This window comes from Actinomyces sp. SKVG-SVH-4(1), from assembly GCF_048514265.1.
GTDB classification, from domain to species: Bacteria; Actinomycetota; Actinomycetes; order Actinomycetales; family Actinomycetaceae; genus Actinomyces; species Actinomyces oris.
Genome location: NZ_JBGEVE010000001.1, coordinates 278,342 through 294,441, shown reverse-complemented (window position 1 = coordinate 294,441; position 16,100 = coordinate 278,342). Strand labels below are relative to the sequence as shown.

Genomic DNA, 16,100 nt, shown 5'->3' with positions numbered 1-16,100 from the left:
GGAGCCGGGGACCGGCGAGAGCCTGGGGCCATGATCCGAACCACCACAGACGCCACCGCTTACTTCCCGGGTTCCTGTCCTCAGGTTGGGCGCACGGCTCCAGCCCCCGCGATCGACGCCCATGGCCTGCGCAAGGTCTTCGGCAGCCTCGTCGCCGTCAACGGCCTTGACCTGACCATCCGGTCCGGAGAGGTGGTTGCCTTCCTGGGACCCAATGGCGCGGGCAAGTCCACCACCCTGGACATGGTCCTGGGGCTGACCCAGCCCGACGCCGGGACGATCGAGCTTCTGGGGACCTCTCCCGACCGGGCGGTCCAGGCAGGTCGCGTTGGTGTCATCTTCCAGGACGGCGGTCTCCTGGACGACTTCACCGTCGGGGAGACCCTGCGGGTCGTGGCATCGATGCAGCCAGGGCGCCCCGGCCGTCGTTCCCGCGCTCGCCACGCGCCCAGGCTCAAGGATGTCGTCGACGAGGCCCATCTCGGGCCGATCCTCGCCCGCAGAGTGAGCCGCTGCTCGGGAGGCGAGCGTCAGCGCCTGCGCCTGGCCCTTGCTCTGCTGGCAGACCCCGACATCCTCGTGATGGACGAGCCCACCGGCGGCATGGACGTCAGCGCCCGGATCGCCTTCTGGGAGACGATGCGCACCCAGACCCGCCGCGGCCGCACCGTCCTGTTCGCCACCCACTACCTGGAGGAGGCGGCCTCCTTCGCCGACCGCATCGTCATCATTGCCCACGGCCGCCTGGTCGCCGACGGCAGCGTCGACGACATCCGGGCTCTGGGCGATGGAGCCCTGGTCACCGCCACCTGGCCCGGGCTCTCCGAGGAGTCACTGGGACAGCACCTGGCCGACTGTCCCGCGGCCGGCAGCATCGGGCACGCGGTCGTCCACGGTGACCACGTGGAGCTGCGCACGACGGACTCCGATGCCGTTGCCCGCTGGCTGCTGACTGCCACCCCCGCCGAGCACCTGGGTATCGGTGCCGCAAGCCTCAATGAGGTCTTCACCGCTCTGACCTCCGACGGCTCTGATGAGGCAGCCCCGTAGAGGACTGAGCCCACACCCTTCACCCCGACCGCCATCACCACCAGCAATGAGGCCACATCATGACCGCGACGTCCCAGACACCCTCTGATTCCTCAGCATCCAACTCCCCTGTCGATCCCGACGCGGGCAAGCTCGCAGGCCGATCACCTCGTCCGGGAAGGCTCAGGCCCGCGCGCCCTGTCCTGACCTACCTCTGGCTGGACCTCTATCGGAGCCTGCGCGAGCCGGCCAACCTCTTCTTCGTCATCGCCTTCCCTGTGGCGATGTACCTCGTCTTCGGCCGGTTGAACGCCTCGGCCGGAAACTACGGCCCGTACGCCCACGGCAACGTCTCGGCATCAGTGATGCTCGCAATGGCCTCCTTCAGCGCCTGTCTGGGTGCCACGAGCGCCTCGGCGGCGGCCGCTGTCGAGCAGTCGGCGGGCTGGGGCCGGCAGATGGCCGTCACCGGTCAGGGCCTGCGCGGCTACCTGGTGGTCAAGACCGGAACCGCGGTGGGAACAGCGGCTCTTCCGGTCACCGTGGTCCTCACCGCTGGAGCACTGACGGACTCGCAGATGGAGGGCTGGGCCTGGGCCGCCAGTCCCCTCATCTGCCTGATCGGGGTCCTGCCCTTCGTCCTGTGGGGTCTGGCCGCCGGGATGTGGCTGCCGTCCTCGGCATCGATCGGTATCGCGACCTCCTTGGTCTCCTTGTTCGCCTTCATCGGCAACACCTTCATGCCCCTGAACCACACGCTGCTGACGATCAGCCGCTTCACCCCGATGTACGGGGCAACGGCGCTGGCCCGGTGGCCGCTGGGCGAGGGGTGGGTCTACGTTCCGGATCGGCAAGGGGGCGTTCAGGACCCGTTGTGGATGCCGTTGGCTAACCTGGTGGCGTGGACACTCATCTTCGGGCTGCTGGTGATCGGGGCCCGACGTCGGGCGACCAGGCGCCGGTGAGGCCGGAGATGACCATGCCACAGCCCCTGCGTGACTCAGCCGACCTGACGGCATCATCGTCTGGGTCAGGGCGGTCCCGTTCCCGCTCCTGGCGCCTTCATCGTCGTCATATCGTCTGGGACGCCACAGTATGGGTGCTGTTCCTGGCCCTTCCCATCATCCAACTTTTCCTCGGTTCCTTCGCCTGGTGGCAGCGTCTGCTGGGGCTCACCGGGGTGCTGGGGTTTATCGCCGGCTACGTCTGGGCGTTCTCGACACCGGACAACCGTGCATCGAGCGTCGGAGTCCCTCCTATCGGCCTCCCGACTCGCGTCCTTCTCAGAGAGCTCGCGGTCCAGACCTTCTTCACTGTACTGACGCTGCCGGCACTGGGATGGTGGACGGTCTGCTTCTTCCCCTTCTTCTGCTCGTTGATCCTGTTCTCCACGACGTTGCGCCGGGGCATCCCCACCGTTGTCATGGCGACGGGTCTTCTGGTTGCCGCCTCTCTGTTATGGAACACGCATCCGGATTCGCACTGGCAGGTACTGGGCATATCGCTCACTGAGGTTCCCATCGTCATCGCCCGCATCGCGGTGGAGCTTCAGGAGCGTCGAACGGCCGCCGAGCGCGAGCTCGCCCTCGTCTCCCAGCGAGAGGCACTCGGGCGCGATGTCCACGACATCCTGGGGCACTCCCTGACGGTGCTCACTCTCAAGGCCGAGGTCGCCCGCCGGCTCATCGAGCACGACCCAGCCGCCGCCTCCCGAGAGCTCGACGAGGTCATCACCCTGGCCCGCGGAGCCCTGACCGACGTGCGCTCCACGGTGACGCGCCTACGGTCCCCGGACCTGGCCAGCCAGGTGGAGGCCACGCGCACCGCCCTGAGCGCCGCCCAGATCGATATGGAGATGCTCGGCAGTGCCCAGGACATTCCTGAGCGTCAGCGTGCCCTCATGGCTTGGGCCCTGCGTGAGGCGACCACGAATATCGTCCGGCACGCACGCGCCACCAATGTCACCGTGCACCTGGCACCGGGGATGCTGCGAGTGAGCGACGATGGTGTCGGCCTGGCCGGCGACCAACCCGGCAACGGGTTGGAGGGCCTGCGCTCCCGTTTCGAGCAGGAGGGCGGTTCCCTCACCATCGTCAGTCCGCTCACCCGTCGCACGGACTTATCCGGCGACGTCGAGACAGACTCCGCTGACGAGCCGTCCGGCGGAACCAGACTGGAGGTGAGGCTGCCGTGACCCCGATCCGTGTGCTCATCGCCGATGACCAGGCCCTCGTGCGCGGTGCTCTGGCGACGCTCCTGGGACTCGAGAGCGATCTGGAGGTCGTGGCCCAAGTGGGGCGGGGCGACGAGGTCCTGGAGGCGGTGCGCGAGCACGCCGTGGATGTGGCACTGGTGGATATCGACATGCCGGGGCGCGACGGGCTGGCGGCCACCGCCGAGGTCGTCGGCTCGGGTTTGCCGTGCCGGTGCCTCATCGTGACGACATTCGGCCGCCCGGGCTACCTCTCACGGGGCATGGAGGCAGGGGCGGCGGGCTTCATCGTCAAGGACACCCCGCCCGAGGCGCTGGCCGAGGCGATCCGCAAGGTCCATGCGGGTCTGCGGGTCATCGACCCCGAACTCGCCCAGGAGTCGGTGCTGCTCGGGCCGAACCCTCTCACTGAGCGGGAGAAGGAGGTTCTGCTGGCGGCGGCCACGGGTGCGGACGCTCGAGAGATCGCCACGCGGCTGCGCCTGGGCGAGGGCACGGTGCGCAACTACCTGTCCTCGGCGATCGCCAAGACCCACGCCCGCAACCGCACCGAGGCGGCCCGCACCGCCGAGACCAACGGCTGGTTATGAGCCCAGTCACTTCCAAGCCGTCGGCGTAGCACAGAGAGGTAGAGATGGAGAGCTCATCACAATGGCATGAACTGATCCGACGAGAACCGATCTTCCACCACCCGGAGCTGATCTGGGACGCCGGCTCTTTCGATGAGCAGATCGCGGAGGACTTCAACGAGGTCGGTGCCTCGGGACGGCGTTACAGCCGCAGCGAGGTCAAGGAGATCGTCCTGGGACGCTTGGAGGGAACGCATGCGGAATCCCTCACCGATGGATACAGCATCGAGGAGGCTGAGTCCCGCATACTGGCCGACGACCTCGTCCAGGTCCTCTACACCTTACGTACGCCGAGTCGTGTCACCCGCAGATCCACGCTCTACCGTCGCCGGGGCTCGACCTGGCAGGCGGTATTCCACCAGGGCACCGTCATCGAAGGCGCTACCGGCTGAGCCCCACGACGGCCGCCCGGGGCGGCGACGAGGCTCTGACCACGAGCTCGTACGCTGGGGCTCGCGGGCAGCTGCGGAGGATCAGGCCTTGAGGCCTGCCGTACGTACGCGAGGGCCAAGCAGCTCCCAGGCGCCGCGGGCCGTTGTGTCTACAGCCCGAGGTGGCGGCGCAGGTCATCGGGCAGGGCGCTCATGGCGTCGGCGACGTCATCGCCCGAGGGCTGTGCGCCGGTCTGGGCCTGCGGCTGGCCCTGAGGCATGATCCCGTAGCCGGAGGCATCGCCCTGGCCACCTCCGAGCCCGAAGGAGGAGCCGGCTGCGGGCGCAGCCCCCTGCCCGCCCTCGATCTTTGCCTGCTTGGCGGCCGCCGCCTCCTTGGCCTGACGGGCGGCCTTGGCGGGGTTGCCGCTGCGGCCCTTCTTGCCGCCCTTGCCGCGCTTGGCCTTGGGGGCCTGACGAGCCTTGGAGTGCTTGCCCATGCCAGGCAGCGACCCCATGCCGGGCATGGGACCGCCCTCACCGAGTCCGCCCATGCCGCCGGAGGCCATGGCCTCCATCATCTTCTTGGCCTGCTCGAAGCGGTCCACGAGCTCGTTGACGGCCTGGACCGTGGTCCCCGAGCCCTTAGCGATACGGCTGCGGCGAGAGCCGTTGAGGATCGACAGGTCCTTGCGCTCGGCGGGCGTCATGGAGCACACGATCGCCTCGATACGGTCGACCTCGCGCTCGTCGAAGTTGTCCAGAGCCTCACGCATCTGCCCCATCCCGGGCATCATGCCCAGGAGCTTCTTCATGGAGCCCATCTTGCGGATCTGGCGCAGCTGGCCCAGGAAGTCGTCGAGGGTGAAGGTTCCCTTGGCGAGCTTGGCGGCGGCGTCCTCGGCCTCCTGGCGGTCCATGGTCCGCTCGGCCTGCTCGATGAGAGTGAGCAGGTCACCCATGTCCAGGATGCGCGAGGCCATCCGGTCGGCGTGGAAGCGCTCGAAGTCGGTCAGGCCCTCACCGGTGGAGGAGAACAGGACCGGGGCGCCGGTCACGCCGCGCACGGACAGGGCCGCACCACCGCGGGCGTCGCCGTCGAGCTTGGAGAGGACCACGCCGGTGAAGCCGACACCGTCGCGGAAGGCGACCGAGGTGTTGACGGCGTCCTGACCGACCATGGCGTCCAGGACGAAGAGGATCTCGTGGGGGGAGACCGCATCGCGGATGCGGATCGCCTGGTCCATCATCTCAGCGTCCACACCCAGGCGGCCGGCAGTGTCCACGACGACGACGTCGTAACCGCTGGTACGCGCGTGCTCGACACCGGAGCGGGCCACCGCCACCGGGTCGCCCACGCCGTTGCCGGACTCGGGCGCCCACACGTGCACCCCGGCGCGCTCGGCGACGACGCTCAGCTGGGTCACGGCGTTGGGGCGCTGGAGGTCGGAGGCCACCAGCAGGACGCGCTTGCCCTGGTCGCGCAGCCAGCGTCCGAGCTTTCCGGCCAGGGTGGTCTTACCGGCACCCTGGAGACCGGCGAGCATGATGATCGTGGGGCCGCGGTCGGCCCAGTGGATCTCCCGGGTCTGGCCTCCCAGGACCTCGATGAGCTCCTCGTTGACGATCTTGACGACCTGCTGGCCCGGGTTGAGGGCCTGAGAGCGGGCGGCGTCGACCGCCTTCTCGCGCACCGCTGCGGTGAAGGCGCGCACCACGGGCAGGGCGACGTCGGCCTCCAGGAGGGCGCGGCGGATCTCGGTGACCGTGGCGTTGACGTCGGCCTCAGTGAGACGACCCTTGCCGCGCAGCTGGTTGAAGGAGGCGGTGATGCGATCGGAGAGGTTGCCGAACACGCGATGGTCCTTCCTGGCGCCTTCGGGCGCGTTGGTCGGGAGACTTCAGGGCGGGTGAGGGTGGAGCGTCCATGCCCATGGGCCATGGCGCTCACCTCGACTGTGACCCAGGATAGCGGCAAGAGGGGCCCGTCCTCTCCCCCGCGCCCGGACCGGGACTGACCCCACACTCTCCAGCCGGATACGTCCCCCCGCGTCATGTCCCAGGGTCCCGGCCCCCTCCACCTCGAGCACAGGTTTTCTCCCGGTATTCCGCCGTATTTCACCGCCCGGTGACCCCTGAGATATGTCATGAGCAGGTGATGACCGATGGGCCATGGACCGCAGCCGACGCGGGGCGAGTCTTGAGCCATGAGCACAGCAACGCCTCGGACTGGCCTGGAGGCCACCGTCACGGAAGACCCCCGGACGGACCACATGGACGCCGTCCGACTGACCGATCTGCACAAGTCCTTCGGTGAGGTCACCGCCGTCGACGGTGTCGACCTGACCATCCGCCCCGGCGAGGTCGTCGCCCTCCTGGGCCCCAACGGCGCAGGCAAGACGACGACGATCGACATGGTCCTGGGACTGAGCCGCCCCACCAAAGGCGATGCGAGAGTCTTCGGGATGAGCCCGCGCCAAGCGGTCGACCGGGGCCTGGTCGCCGCAGTCATGCAGACCGCCGGGCTCCTGCCCGACATCACCGTGCGTGAGACGGTGCAGCTGACGGCGAGTCTCTTCTCCCACAGAATCGACGCCGAGGAGGCCATGCTTCGCGCCGGTGTCACTGACTTCGCCTCGCGCATCGTCAAGAAGTGCTCCGGGGGCCAGCAGCAGCGCCTGCGCTTCGCCATGGCGCTCGTGAGCGACCCGGCACTGCTCATCCTCGATGAGCCGACCACAGGCATGGACGTCGAAGGGCGCCGCAGCTTCTGGGAGGCCATCCACGCCGACGCCGAGCGCGGGCGCACCATCGTCTTCGCCACGCACTACCTTGAGGAGGCCGACGCCTTCGCCGACCGGATCGTCCTGATGCGTCATGGGCGCATCATCGCCGACGGCACCGCCGCCGAGATCCGCGCCTCCGTGAGCGGCCGCTCCCTGCGAGCCACCCTGACCTGCACACCCGAGCAGCTGCACAGCGCCCTGACCGATCTGCAGACCCGAGGACGGATCCACGACATCGAGATCCTGGGCAACACGCTCGCCCTGAGCTCGACCGACACCGACGCCGTTGCCGCGCTCCTGCTCAGCGATCACCTGGCTAAGGACCTGGAGATCACCAGCCGAGGCCTGGAGGACGCCTTCATGGCCCTGACCAGCGACAGCGCCTCCGCCCCCAGTACCGGAGCGTCAGCATGAGCCGTTCCGTCCGCCCCAGCAGCACCGTCACCCTCCCGTCCACGTCTTCCACCGGAACCGCAATGTCCTCTTCTCAGTCCTCCTCGTCCTCCTCCGCCTCATCAGTAGTCAAGCGCCTCGATCTGTCCTCCCGGACCACGCCCCCGCTGGGAGGGTTGAGCCTTCCCCTGCTGTCACTCGAGGCGCGCCGGCGCCTGCGCAACCGTCGCTCCGTCATCTTCTCGATCGTTCTTCCGGTGGCCTTCTTCCTCATGTTCACCACCACCGACTACTCGGCCATGCCCTACGGCAACGGCAATGTCGTGGCGAACATGATGATCGGCATGGCCCTGTACGGCGCCCTCATGACCACCACCGGGGCAGGAGCGGCCGTGAGCAACGAGCGGGCCTCGGGCTGGAGCCGACAGCTACGTCTGACGCCGCTGAAGCCCATCGCCTACATCACCGCCAAGGCGATCGTGGGGATGCTCATCAGCGCTCTGGCCATCGGCGCCGTCTACGCCTGCGGCCCCGTGCGTCACGCGCAGATGCCTGCGAGGGTCTGGATCTCCTCGGCCCTCATCATCTGGCTGGGCTCCCTGGTCTTCGTCGCCTTCGGACTGTTCGTCGGCTACCTCCTGCCCTCGGACAACGCCATGCAGGTGGTCGGCCCGCTCATGGCCCTGCTCGCCTTCCTCGGCGGCATGTTCATCCCGTTGACACCGGGCTCCACCATGGATCGCATCGGCAGCTTCACGCCCATGTACGGGCTGCACAACCTGGCGCTGTGGCCCATGGGCGCAGAGAGCTTCTCCTGGTGGTGGGTGGTCAACGTGCTGACCTGGCTCGCCGTCTTCCTGGGCGGGGCCGCCTGGAAGATGGGCCGGGACACCGCCCGGGCGTGAGACCGTGAGTACCATCAGGGTCATGAAAGCCCGCGCCTCCTCCTTGGCCGAGGCGCGGGCGCGCCGCACCCGCGTTGTGGCAGTCGGCTGGGGGATCGCGTGGGCCGCCTCCATGGTTCCGGTCGTCAGGGAGGGGCTGACCCGAGGAACCAGCGGCGGGGTGTGGGGCGCTGTCAGCGCCATCGTCTCCTGCGCGTGCCTGTACGCCGCCTGCTCGCTCAGCGTGAGACGGGTGCGACAAGGGCTGACCTGGCCCAGCCGCCTGAGTCTGTTGCTCATCGTCATCGGCGCGCTCACAGCGATCGGGGCCGCCCTCGGCGTGGGCCCTCAGAGCCTGCAGCTGGTGGTCTTCCTGGCCATCGTCCTGGCCTTCTCCCTGCCCTGGCAGGCGGCCATCGGCCCCATCGCGATCCTCGCCGGCACACTGTTCCTCGTTCCCAGGATGAGTCCCTCCTGGTCCGCAAGTGAAGGGGCCTGGATCGCTCTGCTCGGTGCGGGCGGCGCCTGCGTCTTCGGGCGCTACATCATGGAGCAGCGGAGGGCGGCCCGCGTTCTGGAACAGCGCACCCACGAGCTGGAGATCAACGAGGAGCGCAACCGCATGGCCCGGGACATGCACGACATCCTGGGGCACTCGCTGACGGTCATCGCCTTGAAGACCGAGCTCGCCACCAGGCTCGTCGATGCCGCCCCCGATCAGGCCAAGGCGGAACTGACCGAGGTTCAGTCCCTGGCGCGCTCCGCCCTGGCCGACGTGCGCGCCACCGTCAACAGCTACCGCGAGCTGAGTCTGGCCGGCGAGCTGGCGCGCGCCACCAACGTCCTGACCTCGGCCGGCGTCCGCGCCGACCTCCCGCTGACCGTCGAGATCGTCGATCCCGAGCTGCGCGAGCTCTTCGCCTGGGTGGTGCGCGAGGGCGTCACCAACATCGTGCGCCATGCCCACGCCTCGCACTGCCGGGTGGTGCTGAGCGCCGACTCCATCGAGGTGGCCGACGACGGTATCGGGCTCAACTCGGCCGCCGCCGGTGACGGTCACGGATTGGAGGGGCTGCGCCAGCGCTGTGAGGACAACGGCGCCGACCTCACCATCGAGACGCCCTCCCATGGCAGCGGCACCGTCCTGAGGGTGCGCGCCCGCCGTCTATCCTCACCTATGGTGCCCGACGCGGGCCAGTGACCCGGTCGCGCGCATCCCGAACTCCGGCGAGCACTCATGCCGTCGGCCCTGAGGAACCTTGAGTAACGGAGCCGAGCGATGATCCAAGTGATGCTGGCCGATGACCAGGCCATGGTGCGCGGAGCACTGGCCGCACTGCTCGCCCTGGAGACCGATATCGAGGTCGTCGCCCAGGTCGGGAACGGGAACGATGTTCTGCCCGTCGCGCTCGAGCACCGGCCCGACGTCGTCCTCATGGACGTTGACATGCCCGGCACCGACGGGCTGAGCGCGACCGCGAGTCTCCTGGAGCGGTTGCCGGCCACGAGGGTCCTCATCGTCACGACCTTCGGGCGTCCCGGATTCCTGCGGCGCGCCATTCAGTCCGGGGCCCACGGCTTCGTCGTCAAGGACGCCCCGGCCACCGAGCTGGCCGAGTCGGTGCGCCGGGTCCATGCCGGGCTACGAGTCGTCGACCCGGCACTGGCCGCCGACTCGCTCATCTTCGGGGACTCCCCCTTGACCGCCAGGGAGACCGAGGTGCTCCAGGCGGCGGCCGATGGCGCCACCGTCTCCGAGGTCGCCCGGCGGGTCCATCTCTCGGAGGGAACCACCCGGAACCACCTGTCCCAGGCCATGGCCAAGACCGGAGCCCCCACCCGGGCCGCGGCGGTGCACATCGCCGCCCAGAAGGGGTGGATCATCGAGTAGCGCGGGGCGTCGGTTCTTAGGCTCAGCCCAGCAGCGCGTCGACGAAGCCCTCCGGGTCGAAGGGGGCCAGGTCGTCAGCGCCCTCCCCCAGGCCCACGAGCTTGACGGGCACGCCCAGCTCCTTCTGGACAGTGACGACGATGCCGCCCTTGGCGGTGCCGTCGAGCTTGGTGAGCACGATGCCGGTGACGCCCACGGCCTCGGAGAAGACCTGGGCCTGACGCATGCCGTTCTGGCCGGTAGTGGCGTCCAGCACCAGGAGGATCTCGCCGACCGGGGCGATCTTCTCCATGACGCGCTTGATCTTGCCCAGCTCGTCCATGAGGCCGGCCTTGTTCTGCAGGCGCCCGGCGGTGTCGACGACGACGACGTCCGCCTCCTGGGCAGCGGCCTCACGGGCGGCGTCGTAGGCGACTGAGGCGGGGTCGGCCCCCTCCTTCTCGGAGCGCACGACGTCAACGCCCACGCGCTCGCCCCAGGTGCTCAGCTGCTCGGCCGCCGCGGCGCGGAAGGTGTCGGCCGCCCCCAGGACGACGGTCTTGTCCTGAGCCACCAGGACGCGGGCGAGCTTGCCGCAGGTGGTGGTCTTGCCGGTGCCGTTGACCCCCACCATGAGGATGGCCGCCGCAGGCCTGCCCTGGGCCCCTTCAGCCGGGGTGGGGCGCTCCAGGTTGAGGGAGCGGTCCAGTGAGGGGTCGACGAGCTTGAGCAGCTCGGCGCGCAGGACAGTGCGGACCGCCTCGGGGTCGGAGGTTCCCAGGACCTTGGCCTGGGTGCGCAGCTCGTCCATGAGGGAGGTGGTCACCTCGATGCCGAGGTCGGAGGTGAGCAGGGTGTCCTCGATCTCCTCCCAGTCCTCCTCGGTGAGGTCTCCTCGGGACAGGACGGACAGGACCGCCTTGCCGAAGCCGCCAGCACCGGCCAGGCGGGCGCGCAGGCGCTGCATGCGGCCCGGGATGGACTCGGGGGACTCCAGCGTCGCAGCCGGCTTGGCGGCGCCCGCCCCTTCCGCATCCTCATCGGTGTCCTCGTCCCCCGAGGGCAGAAGGTCCTCCACGGACATCGGCTGGTGGGCGCTGATCTCGTCGGAGACCTGGCCCCGCCGTCTGCCGGCGTAGAGCCACAGCCCTCCTCCGATGACGATGACCAGGATGATGCCGAGAACGATGAGGATCGGTTCCATGGGCCCATCATGCCCGATCATGGGCTCCCTGTGGCGGGGTCGGTCTGCCCGGGTCGCCTCTCGCCCGCGGACGGCACGACGGCCATGGCGTGCGACGCAGCTGTGGCATGAAGAAAACTGCAGCACGCCTGTTGACGTGCTGCAGGACGGGCCGCCGTCGTAGCGGCAATGCCCATTGAGCCGTATCGCCCTGAGACCAAGGCGGCTCTAGGACAGTGAGAGAAAGTGCGAGAGGGTATCGGAGCGGCGATCTCCCACGGCCAGGATTTCATCGAGAAGTAGCGTCATCGCGGCATCACGTAGTCGTGAAAAAACGTTGACCGCAGTATTTCACGAGACGACCGCCGCTACTCAACTCTGAGACTGCGACAGGCCACCGGTTGCCGGCTCGTGCGCCTGAGCGCGACGCCGGGCGCCGGCGGAGCCACGGGTCCTCTCGGCAGCGTCCATCGCCTTTCCGACGACGCCGACCAGCCCTCCGAAGCCCTCGGTGCCGGCGTAGGCCGCCGGCCCCTCACGGGTCATGAGGTCGGACAGGCTGACCTCCTGGGGCACGACCTCGACCTCGACGTCCTGCTCCGCCAGGCGCACCTCCTGGGAGTTGCGGACCACGCTGCGAATGCGTGAGGGCCAAGAGCGCACCGGGAAGCGCTCAGCACAAACCATGCCGAGCACAAGCAGGCCGGCAACCAGCACGACAACGAGGGGAAGAATCATGACACCCATAGTTAGGATTCTGCCTTGCGAATTACGATCTGACCAGACTTTGCACGCACTTGTCGTCCAATCAACAACAAAACCTGACAACTTCCTGACACAACAATGGCTCATATCTGAAAACGAGCGTCATGCTGCCAGCAGTCTATCACATTCCCATCACGTTTCACTCAGACATCAGGAGTCACAGCCGTACCGCGGTCGGGCTGGGCCAGCCTCTGCGAGACGGCCTTGGTGACCCCGTCGCGCATCGTGATGCCGTAGAGGGCGTCGGCCACCTCCATGGTCCGTTTCTGGTGGGTGATGATGATGAGCTGGCTGGAGCGCCGCAGCTCGGTGAAAATCTCCAGCAACCGCCCCAGGTTCGTGTCGTCCAGGGCCGCCTCGACCTCGTCCATGACATAGAAGGGCGAGGGCCGTGCCTTGAAGATCGCCACCAGGAGTGCCACGGCGGCCAGCGAGCGTTCCCCTCCTGAGAGCAGGGAGAGTCGTTTGACCTTCTTGCCGGCGGGGCGCGCCTCGATCTCGATGCCGGTGGTGAGCATGTCATCGGGATCCGTGAGCACCAGCCGCCCCTCCCCGCCGGGGAAGAGCCGATCGAAGACGGAGGCGAACTGACGGGCGGTGTCCTCGTAGGCCTGGGCGAAGACTTCCTGAACTCGCGCGTCGATCTCCTCGACGATGCTCAGCAGGTCGTCCCGCGAGCGCTTGAGGTCGGCCAGCTGCTCGGCCAGGAACTGGTGACGCTGCTCCAGAGCCGCGTGCTCCTCCAGGGCCAGCGGGTTGACCTTGCCGAGCCGGGCGAGGTCGCGCGAGGCCTTGGCCAGGCGCTTCTCCTGCTCGGAGCGCACGTAGGGACGGCCCAGGTGGCCCGAGCCGCCGGCCGACACCTGAGCAGTCTCCTGAACCGCGGCGGAGTCGGAGCCAGAATCGGCGGCAGCCTCGGCGTCCTCAATGAGCTCGGGAACGAGCATGTGCGGTCCGTACTCCTCCACAAGGGGATCCAGCTCCAGGCCGAGCTCGTTCATGGCGCGCTCCGCCAGGGCTTCCAGACGCATGCGCTGCTCGGCCCGAGCCACCTCCTCGCGGTGGGCGGCGTCGGTGAGGCTGCCCAGCTCCTTGGTCAGCCGGTCGATCTCCTCGCGAACCTCGTTGGTGGCGGCCAGGGCCTGGGCACGTTCAGTCTCAATGGCGGCGCGCTCATCTGCCGCCTGCTGCACACTGAGGCGTGCTGCCTCAGCGGCCGCGCGCGCCTGGTCCCGCACATGGGTGGCGACGGCCAGCTGGGCGCTGCGCCGCTGCTGGGCCCGCTCGGCGGCGGCACGCTGGTCCCTTTCACGGCGCGCCGCCGCTCGCAGCGAGTCGGCCCGCCCGCGGCTGGAGCGCTCGCGCTCCTCGGCGGTGCGCAGGGCGAGCCTGGCGTCGGTCTCCGCGGCGCGGGCCTGGCGCGCGGTGTCCGCAGCGGCCTCACGCTCCCGGCGGGCCACCTCCAGGGCGCGCTCAAGGCTGTCGGGACTCCCCTTCCCCGAGGCGCCCGCCGCTCCCGCCCCACCGGCACCTCCGACGCCGTCACCGTCCCTGGTGTCACCCACCCCGTCCTCCACCTCGGCCAGGGCGGCAGTGGCGGCGGCGAGCTCGGCGGTGCGCTGGACCGACTCGGCCTCGGCACGCTCCAGCACCCGGCGAGCACGCCCGGTCTCCTCGGCGGCGGCGTGGGCGGCGGAGGTCAGGCGGGCCATCGCCTCGGCGGCCCGGGCGGCCTCGGCGTCAGCCTGGCGCAGGGCGGACAGTGCCTCGCTGAGCGCCTGGCGAGCAGCATCCTCCTGGCGACGGGCCTCCTCCAGGGCCGCGTCGGCCTCAGTCTCGGCCTGTGCGGCGGCAGCGGCCTCAGCGTCGGCCTCCTCGTGGGCAGCGGTGAGCTCGAGGACCGAGGAGGCCCCCCGGCCGGCCCCGGCGACCCAGCCGGGCGCCAGGACGTCTCCGCTGCGGGTGGCCACGATGGCATCGGGCAGCTCGCTACGCAGGGTCCTGGCTGCCTCAAGGTCCTCCACCACCCAGGAGTCCTTGAGCAGCCGGTCGAGGACCCGCTCGAGACGTCCCGGCTGCGCGGGACCGACGAGGTCGTGAGCCGCCAGGGCCCCGTCAACGGGAGCCGCCCCTGCCTCTTCATCCGTGTCGGCTTCGGCAGTCAGTGATGGGTCGTCGGCCAGCACCAGTCGTACCGCCCCGATGTCCTGGCTTCGGGCATGATCCAGCCCGGCCAGGGCCGCCTCAGCATCTGTGGCCAGGCCGGCCTCGGCGAGCGTTCCCAGGAGGGCGGCGACGGCGTTCTCCCAGCCGCGCTCAACATTGAGGTGCTCGGCAAGCGGTCCGAGGAGACCGTCGATACCGGCTTGCAGCAGCGCGGCGGTGCCGTCCTGGCCACGCAGGGACATGGCCAGGGTGTCGCGTCTGGCGGTCCAGGTGGCCCGGTCGGAGGCCGCCTCCCGGCGGGCGTCGGTCGCGGCCGCGACGGCTTCACGGGCCTGGGCCAGGCGGCGTGCGGCCTCGTCGTGCACGGCGGCGGCCCGCACCGCCGCGTCGGCAGCCGCGCCGGCCTCGGCAGGTACCTGCGCTGGGACGACGGCGTCCCGCGCACCACCGGCGGCCACCTGCGCCGGTTCCGCTTCTCCCCCGGCTTCGGCCAGGGCGGCCCGGGCACTGTCCTCGCGGGCCTCAGCGGCGCGCAGCGCGCTGCGCGCCTGCTCGAGGGCGGCCAGGCTGGCCTCGTGGCGACTACGGGCCGAGGCGACGCGCCCACCGGCCCGGGCGATGGTCTCACGTCTGTCTGAGACGCGACGCTGAGCCGCTGAGAGCTCCTGGTCGGCTGCCTTCTCGGCGGTTTCCGCGTCCGCACGCACCCGGGTGGCGTCGCTGAGCGCGGTGCGGGCGGCCTCGAGGGTGTCGGCAAGCTCGGCCTCCTCACGGGCCGCGGCCTCGGCCCGCCGCTCGAGCTCCTCAGGATCGGTGCCGTGACTCGGGGCCGGGGCGGAGGCCAGGAGCCGGATCCGCTCGCCGGCCACGTCCGCGAGCGCCCCGAGGGACTGGGCCGCGGCCGTGAGCTCCTCCCAGATGCCGCCGGCGCGGGCGAGGCGCTGGGCGGAGGTGGTCTCGATGGCGGCCAACTCGCTCAGGCGGGCCCTGGCGACACGCTCGGCCTCCTCGACGGCGCTGCGGCGCCGGGCCAGGGCCTCCTTGTCCTCGTCACCGGCCTCCAGGAGGGACTGGGCCTGGACGACGTCGTCGGCCAGGAGCCGGGCGGTGGCGTCACGGACCTCGACCTGGATGCTCCGGGCGCGCCGGGCAATGGCGGCCTGTCGGGCCAGGGGGCCGAGCTGGCGACGCAGCTCCTGGGTGAGGTCAGCGACGCGGGCGAGGTCGGCGGCCATGGACTCCAGCTTGCGAAGGGCGCGTTCCTTGCGCTTGCGGTGCTTGAGGACGCCGGCGGCCTCTTCGATGAAGCCGCGGCGGTCCTCAGGCGTGGCGCTCAGGACCGCGTCGAGCTGCCCCTGCCCGACGATGACGTGCATCTGGCGCCCGAGGCCCGTGTCGCTGAGGAGCTCCTGGACGTCGAGGAGGCGGCACGGGCTGCCGTTGATGCGGTACTCCGACCCGCCGCCACGGAACAGGGTGCGCGAGATGGTGACCTCGGTGTAGTCGATCGGCAGGGCGCCGTCGGTGTTGTCGATGGTCAAGGAGACCTCGGCACGCCCCAGGGCCGGGCGGGAGCCGGCGCCGGCGAAGATGACGTCGGCCATGGAGCCGCCGCGCAGGTTCTTGGCGCCCTGCTCCCCCATGACCCAGGTCAGGGCGTCGACGACATTGGACTTGCCGGACCCGTTGGGTCCGACCACGGCGGTGATGCCTGGCTCCAGGCGGAGGGTGGTCGACGACGCGAAGGACTTGAATCCCTTGATCGTCAACGTCTTGAGGTGCACGGGCGCCACCCTAACAGCGCCAACGGTT

At 69.7% G+C, this 16,100-nt stretch carries 13 protein-coding genes; 9 read left to right on the top strand and 4 right to left on the bottom strand.

The window, feature by feature from the left end; genetic code table 11:
• Positions 1 to 30 precede the first annotated feature (30 nt).
• From AB7V09_RS01150 to AB7V09_RS01130, 5 genes are all read left to right on the top strand, one after another.
• Positions 31 to 1,050 (top strand): ABC transporter ATP-binding protein, encoded by a 1,020-nt coding sequence (locus AB7V09_RS01150; protein WP_419142672.1) that lies wholly within the window; start codon positions 31 to 33, stop codon positions 1,048 to 1,050.
• A 59-nt stretch (positions 1,051 to 1,109) separates the two neighbouring features.
• Complete coding sequence (locus tag AB7V09_RS01145) at positions 1,110 to 1,994, top strand: hypothetical protein (RefSeq protein ID WP_419142671.1); 885 nt, start codon at positions 1,110 to 1,112, stop codon at positions 1,992 to 1,994.
• A gap of 134 nt (positions 1,995 to 2,128) precedes the next feature.
• Positions 2,129 to 3,223 carry a sensor histidine kinase gene (locus AB7V09_RS01140; RefSeq protein WP_419142776.1) on the top strand — a complete coding sequence of 365 codons (1,095 nt, stop codon included), beginning with the start codon at positions 2,129 to 2,131 and terminating at the stop codon, positions 3,221 to 3,223.
• A complete protein-coding gene (locus AB7V09_RS01135; protein ID WP_009747724.1) occupies positions 3,220 to 3,831 on the top strand; it encodes a response regulator transcription factor in 612 nt (203 codons plus the stop codon). The genes AB7V09_RS01140 and AB7V09_RS01135 overlap by 4 nt, the downstream gene beginning before the upstream one ends.
• 44 nt (positions 3,832 to 3,875) lie before the next feature.
• Positions 3,876 to 4,262: a DUF4440 domain-containing protein gene (locus AB7V09_RS01130; RefSeq protein WP_419142670.1), complete on the top strand. Its 387-nt coding sequence runs from the start codon at positions 3,876 to 3,878 to the stop codon at positions 4,260 to 4,262.
• 149 nt (positions 4,263 to 4,411) lie between these two features.
• On the opposite strand, the gene ffh is transcribed toward AB7V09_RS01130, so the two are convergent.
• Positions 4,412 to 6,097, bottom strand: a complete 1,686-nt coding sequence (gene ffh / locus AB7V09_RS01125) for a signal recognition particle protein (protein WP_419142669.1) — start codon at positions 6,095 to 6,097, stop codon at positions 4,412 to 4,414.
• A gap of 351 nt (positions 6,098 to 6,448) precedes the next feature.
• Between ffh and AB7V09_RS01120 the strand changes: the two genes are divergently transcribed.
• The 4 genes from AB7V09_RS01120 to AB7V09_RS01105 all read left to right on the top strand — a co-directional run bounded on the left by AB7V09_RS01120 (position 6,449) and on the right by AB7V09_RS01105 (position 10,195).
• A complete protein-coding gene (locus AB7V09_RS01120; RefSeq protein ID WP_279014752.1) occupies positions 6,449 to 7,441 on the top strand; it encodes an ABC transporter ATP-binding protein in 993 nt (330 codons plus the stop codon).
• A 155-nt stretch (positions 7,442 to 7,596) separates the two neighbouring features.
• Complete coding sequence (locus AB7V09_RS01115; protein WP_341463230.1) at positions 7,597 to 8,325, top strand: ABC transporter permease; 729 nt, start codon at positions 7,597 to 7,599, stop codon at positions 8,323 to 8,325.
• Positions 8,326 to 8,347: 22 nt separating this feature from the next.
• A complete protein-coding gene (locus AB7V09_RS01110; protein WP_279014750.1) occupies positions 8,348 to 9,505 on the top strand; it encodes a sensor histidine kinase in 1,158 nt (385 codons plus the stop codon).
• Between the two features lie 78 nt (positions 9,506 to 9,583).
• Complete coding sequence (locus AB7V09_RS01105) at positions 9,584 to 10,195, top strand: response regulator transcription factor (RefSeq protein WP_279014747.1); 612 nt, start codon at positions 9,584 to 9,586, stop codon at positions 10,193 to 10,195.
• 22 nt (positions 10,196 to 10,217) lie between these two features.
• On the opposite strand, the gene ftsY is transcribed toward AB7V09_RS01105, so the two are convergent.
• The 3 genes from ftsY to AB7V09_RS01090 form a co-directional block, all read right to left on the bottom strand.
• A complete protein-coding gene (gene ftsY / locus AB7V09_RS01100) occupies positions 10,218 to 11,378 on the bottom strand; it encodes a signal recognition particle-docking protein FtsY (protein WP_419142668.1) in 1,161 nt (386 codons plus the stop codon).
• A 351-nt stretch (positions 11,379 to 11,729) separates the two neighbouring features.
• Positions 11,730 to 12,104, bottom strand: coding sequence for a hypothetical protein (locus tag AB7V09_RS01095; protein WP_010613567.1), 375 nt, complete (start codon positions 12,102 to 12,104; stop codon positions 11,730 to 11,732).
• 161 nt (positions 12,105 to 12,265) lie between these two features.
• Positions 12,266 to 16,072 carry an AAA family ATPase gene (locus tag AB7V09_RS01090; protein ID WP_419142667.1) on the bottom strand — a complete coding sequence of 1,269 codons (3,807 nt, stop codon included), beginning with the start codon at positions 16,070 to 16,072 and terminating at the stop codon, positions 12,266 to 12,268.
• Between the last annotated feature and the right edge of the window lie 28 nt (positions 16,073 to 16,100).

Bases quoted from the DNA above. Each gene is read 5' to 3' on its own strand.
- AB7V09_RS01120 (WP_279014752.1), top strand. From the start codon at position 6,449: ATGAGCACAGCAACGCCTCGGACTGGCCTGGAGGCCACCGTCACGGAA.
- AB7V09_RS01105 (WP_279014747.1), top strand. From the start codon at position 9,584: ATGATCCAAGTGATGCTGGCCGATGACCAGGCCATGGTGCGCGGAGCA.
- AB7V09_RS01130 (WP_419142670.1), top strand. From the start codon at position 3,876: ATGGAGAGCTCATCACAATGGCATGAACTGATCCGACGAGAACCGATC.
- AB7V09_RS01145 (WP_419142671.1), top strand. From the start codon at position 1,110: ATGACCGCGACGTCCCAGACACCCTCTGATTCCTCAGCATCCAACTCC.
- AB7V09_RS01150 (WP_419142672.1), top strand. From the start codon at position 31: ATGATCCGAACCACCACAGACGCCACCGCTTACTTCCCGGGTTCCTGT.
- AB7V09_RS01095 (WP_010613567.1), bottom strand. From the start codon at position 12,104: ATGGGTGTCATGATTCTTCCCCTCGTTGTCGTGCTGGTTGCCGGCCTG.
- AB7V09_RS01110 (WP_279014750.1), top strand. From the start codon at position 8,348: ATGAAAGCCCGCGCCTCCTCCTTGGCCGAGGCGCGGGCGCGCCGCACC.
- ftsY (WP_419142668.1), bottom strand. From the start codon at position 11,378: ATGGAACCGATCCTCATCGTTCTCGGCATCATCCTGGTCATCGTCATC.